General features: G+C 49.7%; 9 protein-coding genes and 1 pseudogene. 5 read left to right on the top strand and 5 right to left on the bottom strand.

Annotated elements, in window-relative coordinates:
- Positions 1–53: 53 nt before the first annotated feature.
- A pseudogene (locus ACVCAM_RS20420) lies at positions 54–164 on the top strand (DUF5431 family protein); the annotation flags it as partial.
- Entirely contained in the window at positions 112–231 is a 120-nt protein-coding gene (locus tag ACVCAM_RS20415) for a type I toxin-antitoxin system Hok family toxin (RefSeq protein ID WP_223152483.1), read from the top strand. The pseudogene ACVCAM_RS20420 and the gene ACVCAM_RS20415, both read left to right, overlap by 53 nt.
- A 608-nt stretch (positions 232–839) precedes the next feature.
- Here ACVCAM_RS20415 and ACVCAM_RS20410 read toward each other — a convergent pair.
- From ACVCAM_RS20410 to ACVCAM_RS20390, 5 genes are all read right to left on the bottom strand, one after another.
- A complete protein-coding gene (locus ACVCAM_RS20410; RefSeq protein ID WP_000332796.1) occupies positions 840–1,160 on the bottom strand; it encodes a hypothetical protein in 321 nt (106 codons plus the stop codon).
- Between the two features lie 281 nt (positions 1,161–1,441).
- On the bottom strand, positions 1,442–1,645 hold the full coding sequence (locus ACVCAM_RS20405; protein WP_001015183.1) for a hypothetical protein: 204 nt from the start codon (positions 1,643–1,645) through the stop codon (positions 1,442–1,444).
- Between the two features lie 46 nt (positions 1,646–1,691).
- Positions 1,692–2,042 (bottom strand): hypothetical protein, encoded by a 351-nt coding sequence (locus tag ACVCAM_RS20400; RefSeq protein ID WP_000743059.1) that lies wholly within the window; start codon positions 2,040–2,042, stop codon positions 1,692–1,694.
- A 59-nt stretch (positions 2,043–2,101) separates the two neighbouring features.
- Positions 2,102–2,704, bottom strand: coding sequence for a hypothetical protein (locus ACVCAM_RS20395; protein WP_224222681.1), 603 nt, complete (start codon positions 2,702–2,704; stop codon positions 2,102–2,104).
- Between the two features lie 95 nt (positions 2,705–2,799).
- Positions 2,800–3,744 carry a DUF5417 domain-containing protein gene (locus ACVCAM_RS20390; RefSeq protein WP_000778029.1) on the bottom strand — a complete coding sequence of 315 codons (945 nt, stop codon included), beginning with the start codon at positions 3,742–3,744 and terminating at the stop codon, positions 2,800–2,802.
- A gap of 510 nt (positions 3,745–4,254) precedes the next feature.
- Here ACVCAM_RS20390 and ACVCAM_RS20385 point away from each other — a divergent pair.
- The 3 genes from ACVCAM_RS20385 (at position 4,255) to ACVCAM_RS20375 (ending at position 6,379) form a co-directional block, all read left to right on the top strand.
- The gene (locus tag ACVCAM_RS20385; RefSeq protein WP_001371930.1) at positions 4,255–4,431 is read left to right on the top strand and encodes a hypothetical protein; all 177 of its coding nucleotides are present in this window, start codon (positions 4,255–4,257) and stop codon (positions 4,429–4,431) included.
- Between the two features lie 416 nt (positions 4,432–4,847).
- Complete coding sequence (locus ACVCAM_RS20380) at positions 4,848–6,032, top strand: hypothetical protein (RefSeq protein WP_001272971.1); 1,185 nt, start codon at positions 4,848–4,850, stop codon at positions 6,030–6,032.
- Positions 6,033–6,097: 65 nt separating this feature from the next.
- Positions 6,098–6,379: a hypothetical protein gene (locus ACVCAM_RS20375; protein WP_000708863.1), complete on the top strand. Its 282-nt coding sequence runs from the start codon at positions 6,098–6,100 to the stop codon at positions 6,377–6,379.
- Positions 6,380–6,647: the final 268 nt, after the last annotated feature.

Genomic DNA, 6,647 nt, shown 5'->3' with positions numbered 1-6,647 from the left:
ACCCGAGGCCCCTGTATGCTAGTCACATTCAGAGTAGCCTCTTGCCTGCTTAAATGCAAGGAGAAGAAGGCCATGAAAATGCCGAACCAACCCATTGTTTTGTGCATATTAATAGTTTGTTTAACGCTGTTGATATTCACCTGGCTCACACGAAACTCGCTTTGCGAGTTGCGGATGAAAGACGGAACAAGGGAGGTATCTGCTATCCTGGCCTACGAATCCGGTAAGTAGCTGACAAAGAGGGGGGCAACCCCCTCTTTTCGGGGTGTGGATTAGTATGCCATCGGCACCTTTTGAAAGGGTTTCTCCAGTCGGGGAAACCCTTTTTTCCTCCCGTCTTGTGGCATATAGCCTTTTGTATAAATCAAGAACCAGACCCAAAGAGTCCCACTTCACGCAAACCGTTCAAAAGCCTTAGCGTAATCCAGTCGGGAAAAATTTCACCGGTGCTCGTCCGGGCACGTACCGGAAACAATGGACTTCTCACTGGTCGGTAGCTCATAGAACGTAGCCATTGCGGTCAGTCCTTATTCTGTACCCAGTAGAGTTTTATGGCCGTCTGGCAAATCGTTCAAACATTGTCATTTCTGTTCTCGCTGCATCCGGTCAAATGATACGGTGAATTCAGCTCATGGGCATTCGCATCGCAGTCTACGAAGGCACCAGAAGTTTGAGGATGTTACGCAAAGAACAGTTATCAGGTTTGCTGGTGGGCGTAATGCCTACCTCTACTTTACTTCATAGGGATTCTTCTGCGGGGAAGCAAGAATTGACTCAACGTTGTCCGGTCGTACCAGATTTGTCGCGGAAAGCGCCTTTTTGTGAGGGGGGCCGCAGCGCTAAACCTTTTCCTGGAACGACATGAAGGACAGCAGAGCGTCCGCCCTGGAGGACAGCTCAATACAGTCTCCACGCTGCGGTTCTATCTCTTCGTCAATGGTTTCATTGTACCAAATACGCAGCCGCCATCCCTTCGCAGGGAAAGCGCTCTGCATCGCCAGGACCATCCCCTCCGGCGACAGCAGTTCTCGACAGAGGTAGCAGGCCCCGATCCGGGTTGAATCCCGCAGCCACATTACGGGATACTCTTTAACCAGTTGGTCATACACGCATTCTGCCATATGAAAGTAATTTTCGTCAGCCCTGCAAAAATCACACATTCGATTTCCTTAAATGGTGTTCATCGAGATAATTCAGAAAGTTGATTCGCCAAACTACGGGGCATTTCTTTAATGGCGGAGCTTTACATCACTATTTCTGTCATTTTCAAATCCGCCGGATACAGCAATAATTGCACCGAACAGCGGTTTGAACTGCAATGCATCCGTAGGGTATGCGACAATAATAAGGCTCTTCCCGTACTCTTAAAAATGGAAGAGTTTAAAACCCATACTGCTGGGATGAGCGAAGCACGGTACATTATGCCAGCGTATAAGGGCCGTCATAACTTGTTTTTTTCTAGAACACGGCGAAGTTTTCTTACCTGGGAAGCTGTGGAAAGCGTACCGGTTCGGGGATGGCATGCGCTTGCCTTTTCACCTGGTTTGAGTACATAGGCTAATGCCAGCTCGTTCAGAGCCGCCTCAGCTTTCAACAGGGCCTCAATGGCCGTGTTCAGGTATACAGTTCGGCTCTCATGGTTCATCAGGATTTTCCTCACAAGGGTAAAAATGACAGGCGATACCTGCCGTTTACCCTTTGTCTCCGTTAAGAATGGCATCACGGCAGGCTTCCCAGATTACCTGGGCATTAGCATCACACTCCACGAACCCGCCGCACTGATCGTATATCACCTGGTATACCTCAGGGGGAATCTTCCCAGGCGCAACCGGAGTTGAGCGTTTGCCTTTATGAATCTCATCTGCGGTATCACAGACAGCGTCGAGATGCCGCGACATCCACTCAGATAATTTCAGACCCTCTCGATTTGCCTGTTTTACATAGCGAACCTTTCTGGAAACCGTAGATCGCATCTGAATCTGTGTCACAGCTGGCACATCTTCTTTCATGGCATTCTGTAATGCAGCTTTGGGCTTTTTCATGTTCATGGTTGCTTTAAATTATTCTGGAGTTCGTCTGATATAAATGCTGACGTGATCTGTCAGCGTCGCTTAAATAGTTTATCGCCTTCCGCCAGTTCGCCGTTGAGCTGTTCAATCACGCTCCAGATGAGCCGATCATCCGGCGTTGAGCCTGCACACACTTTCACGACCGCCACGGGTCTAAATTCTTCAGGGTCTGCCTGCCCGGAGGTGAAGAGCCTGCTCTCAATCCAGTGGGCCCCCTCTGTGCAGCAGTGGCAACTGGTTTCAGGTGGTTCATCCAGACCGTCCACTCCACAGGCTGAGCAGGTGAACAGTTTGCGAGACCCACCAGCCAGTGGCGTATCGCAAGCTGCTGGAAGTGCGCCAGCATTGCGCCAGTACAGCACATGATTTGAATCGTAGCAGTGTCCATGAAGCAGAAGCGAAACGCCGCAACTGCGAGTTTCAATGGCTTTGCCTGTGCCAAGGTATTGCCCGATCTCGTCCCATACGTCCACTAAGGTGTCAGGCAGCGGACGCGTAACAGGGAACTTAGCGCAGTCGTCCGGGGTGCCTTTAATGCAGCAGAGGGCCGAATACGCAAGCTCCTGCATTTCGTAGGAGTACTGACCACATACCACGCGTTCCAGTTTGTCGATTAGTTGTTCTTTATTCATCATACTCAGCCTTATTAAACAAATTCATTACGCCACTGGCACCATCTGGCCGGAGCAGACTGCGGCCCGGTAGTAGAGCCGCAGGGGGTGTCGCTGGACTAACAGGTGCTCAGTGAGTCCCGCACTTCCTCATGACTGGTCATTTTCAGAAGAAGCTTTCCAGGGCAGCGTGGTTCCGCCTGTGAACGGGTGACGTCTTCGTTGATTGCCTGGATATGAGCAGATTCAACGGTCCGACGCTGTACGACATGGTTGCTCAGGTTGAATTCGCACTGGAGCCTTCTGGCATCAGAATCCGCGTTCATTGCAATACGTTCATCAAAGCGGCGGTTCATTCGCAGAGCCTCTTCGTGAGCTGCATCAACAAGGGTGCGTCTGGTGACATAGTCGTTACCAGCAAAAAACGATAGCTGAGCGTGTTCCGAAGAGTAGTCGGAGCTTCCCTTACAACGGGCAATCGCGGCTTCAGAGTGCAGGATTAATGAACTCAACCGTGAACAGACGTCATTGATGGTGCCGGTTTTCAGACAGTCGTGGATAAGTGTCCAGGCGGAAATGCTCAGCGGGCGGCTGGTGATCACATAGGGATTGTAATGATCAACCGTTACGATAGTACGCAGTGAATGAAGCGATTCGGACTGCGTACGTAAGTCACGGCGAACAGTACATGCCACCGAGGCAACATCTTTACATTCTTTGTCGGACATCGAGTCCAGTACGCGGATCTCCACCTCTGCCGCCTTTGAGGCGATATGCGCACTAATCTCACCCTTAAGACGTTTGTAGTCAGCCTTGAAGCTTCCCACGCTGTCAATATCGATCCAGTAACCACAGCTGTAACCAGCATTACCAAACTCGTCATCTTTCTCATAGTTCGGACAGCCGTCATTGCTCCAGCCAGCTTTTTCCAGCAGCTCGTCAATAGCGACCAGCTCAGCCATTGGTGCATGTTCGATAATGAAATAATGGACACGGCCCCAGGCATATGCGCGTGAACGGCCATCAACAGAAGTATCAGAAGTCGTCTGACGGGAAAGTTTCATGAGGTACTCCAGTTCTGCCCGGTACCGCCGGGGCGGTGGTGCGAAAGCCGCACCATGAATGACACTATGATCCTCCTAACTTCTATTGTCAATACAATTGAAGTGGCGTTGTATTTATTCATTATTTGGACCCGGCTCGTACGGAACGACCGTCGGGACTTGCCAATTATTCTGCGGTGAGCAGGGGGAAGGGAACATCCCACCGCTTGTTTCAAGATGTACAGCCAAGGAGGGCGCAGAATGCCTGACAGAATCATCGTGCAGCGGTAGCGAAAGACCTGACAAACGGGAAAAGTATCCTTTTATTCCAAAGCCAACCTCAGCTTTTAATGTCGCCAGTACGTTTCTTAAACATGCCAAATCGGTCTCTTATACGGCCGGATGGGCCCGATGAAAACGATAAAATGAGAAACAGAACCCGACACATCGCTGCTCTCTGGGAAAGCCGGTCAGCAGATGGAGCGCCAGGAACTAAATCCGCTGGTTTTAATAATGATTGAGGAGAACAAGATGAAAGATAACAAGACACGTCCTGTAGACTCGTATGCTCATGCTGATTTCATGGAGTCCGTCTTCAGCAACCTCAGGGCTTTCTGTGATGCGGAATGCCAGCGGCTAACTGCCGGTTATCCCCCAACTGTCAAACCAGAACAGCAAAGCACTGACGGCCAGCTGTCGGCGGCATAAATCATTACCTGCCAGTTCGTTCAAATTTCCGCTTCCTTAAGCCCGGGCCAAAAGCCCGGCTCAATCCAAAAACTGAACGTACCGGTTTACCTCTATATCTCCTCAATCCCCTGCGACTTACAAGAGACCCGCACCGGTTTAGCCATTCCTGTCCTGCCACTCTCTCATCACTGGCCCAGACAACCGGAAAAGTAACTTTTCTCTCCGACTCACCTTCTGAACCAGCTATTTTGCTTAAACGTAAAAACGGCCCACTGTTGTGAAGATTTAAAACGGACGGATCGAGTAGTATTGTCTCAGGAATTTTTTTTAAGAAAAGTTACTTTTTCTTCTGTGCAACCTATTAGAAAAAATGTCGAACCTGGTATTGTTGTGTTGTAGCGCAGTTAAACAACCAACCAAAAGAGAGAACAAAAATGTCCGCAATCGAAACTGAAGTAAAAAACAACAGCAACGAAATCAGCCTTCGTGGTTACCTGGAACGCACTGGTAACGGTGCCCGTAAAGGTAACGGCCTTATCATTGACCCTTCGGTTGTTGTAGAGCAGGAAGGCTTTAACACCCGCACGGCCGGTATGGGCGAGCTCTACTATTCAATGCCTCACGTTGTGGAACACCTGAACAGCCTGGCCGATGCCTACATGGAAGACCCGTTCAGCGTGACGCCTATCGTTGTTCAGATGGTTAATGGCGTACCTGTACTGCGTCAGGGGGCTTGCCGTATCCGTTCCATCGCTATTGCAAACCGCCAGCTGGAAGCAGAAGGGCGTGAACGCATTACTCGTATTCGCTGCGAAGAGTTTCGCGGTAGCGCTTCAAAAGCAGAACTCTTCACCCTGACCGGCAACTCCAACCTGGCGCTGTCTGTCGTAGCTGAAGCGCTTTCAATTAAGCGTCTTGTTGAAGATAAAGAAGAGCCTAAGACCTTTGCGGAACTGGCAAAAAAACGTGGTAAATCAGAGCAGCATCTTCGCCAGATGGTTCGCGTACTGGACCTGCCTTCTGAACTACAGACCATGCTTGTGAGCGATCAGGTGAGCATGTACGTTGCGCTGGACGAGTATATGTACAGCGGTGAGGATGCGGTAGATAACATCAACAAGGCGATCTCCATCTATGGTAAAGCGACGAAAAACACGCTGAAATTCGTCAAAGCTGCCAAGGTAGAAGAGCGCATGGCAGATCCGCAGACTCCGGAAAACTCCGGTGATGAGCAACCGGCAGGTAATGCTACCGTTAACACCCCGGTACCGGATCAACTGAATGATGAAAGCAATACAGAGACGCTGGTTACGCCACCGGTACAGGAACCAGCTCCGGCTCCAAAGGACAGCGCTCCTAAACAGAACCCGGCAGGTAAAGCACCATCCATGTCCAGCGTTCTGAACAAAAAGACCGTGACCGTCATTGCCGACACCGCGATCCCGATTTTTGAACGTATTGCTGAAGAAGCCAAGCTTAAAGAAGGTGAATCTGTCAGCACTGATACTTACACGCTTGTTCTGACCAATGATGAAATGAACGATATCATCAATGCTCATGCTGACCTGAAAGAGTACCTGCGTAAGCATGCTGAGAAGATGAATAAGGGACAGGCATGATTTTCTGACCGACCCCTCCATCCGGACGGGTCGGTAACTTTTTCAGGACAAGGGGAAACAGGGCAATGAAGAAGGCTTTTATCAACGTAGACAAGACTAACCCACTGCCAGTCCTGACGGATTCGGTGACCCGGGTAAGTATTCAGTGCACGGCAAAAGATGAAAACGGGGCAGGGATCGAAGTGAACATCCTCGACCTGATTCAGGATCATGATACGGATGAAGTGAAAGTGCAGTTTGGGAGCTCGCCTGTTCAGGCTCTGGCGATGCTCCGCCGGGTTATGACAGCACTGGAAAAGCAGGCAAATGCAGAACTGCAACAGAATTCCTGCTCGCGTATGCAGTAAACGGTAAAAGCAGAATGTTCCCTACTGGATAAACCCGGTGGACCTCACGGAGAGCAAGTCACCGAATGGTTCACTGTTAAGTGATATACATCCGGATTTATAAGGTTTTGCAGCATCCGAATAGGCAATAAATAGAATTATTTTGATTTATCTCAGCAAGGAAATGGAAAGCTACCAGATTTTAGGATAGCGAAATGCCTGTATCGCTACTCTGCTGAATTAGAAATGATTTTAAACGCAATGCATAATGATAGAATAGCAATGCCTT

It is taken from the genome of Enterobacter sp. CFEC122, from assembly GCF_052983755.1.
The sequence above is the reverse complement of the archived record's forward strand: the minus strand, read 5'-3'. Positions and strand labels throughout refer to the sequence as shown.

Excerpts from the sequence above, each read along its gene's own strand:
- ACVCAM_RS20390 (WP_000778029.1), bottom strand. The coding sequence starts at position 3,744 with ATGAAACTTTCCCGTCAGACGACTTCTGATACTTCTGTTGATGGCCGT.
- ACVCAM_RS20380 (WP_001272971.1), top strand. The coding sequence starts at position 4,848 with ATGTCCGCAATCGAAACTGAAGTAAAAAACAACAGCAACGAAATCAGC.
- ACVCAM_RS20385 (WP_001371930.1), top strand. The coding sequence starts at position 4,255 with ATGAAAGATAACAAGACACGTCCTGTAGACTCGTATGCTCATGCTGAT.
- ACVCAM_RS20410 (WP_000332796.1), bottom strand. The coding sequence starts at position 1,160 with ATGTGTGATTTTTGCAGGGCTGACGAAAATTACTTTCATATGGCAGAA.
- ACVCAM_RS20405 (WP_001015183.1), bottom strand. The coding sequence starts at position 1,645 with ATGAACCATGAGAGCCGAACTGTATACCTGAACACGGCCATTGAGGCC.
- ACVCAM_RS20395 (WP_224222681.1), bottom strand. The coding sequence starts at position 2,704 with ATGATGAATAAAGAACAACTAATCGACAAACTGGAACGCGTGGTATGT.
- ACVCAM_RS20400 (WP_000743059.1), bottom strand. The coding sequence starts at position 2,042 with ATGAAAAAGCCCAAAGCTGCATTACAGAATGCCATGAAAGAAGATGTG.
- ACVCAM_RS20375 (WP_000708863.1), top strand. The coding sequence starts at position 6,098 with ATGAAGAAGGCTTTTATCAACGTAGACAAGACTAACCCACTGCCAGTC.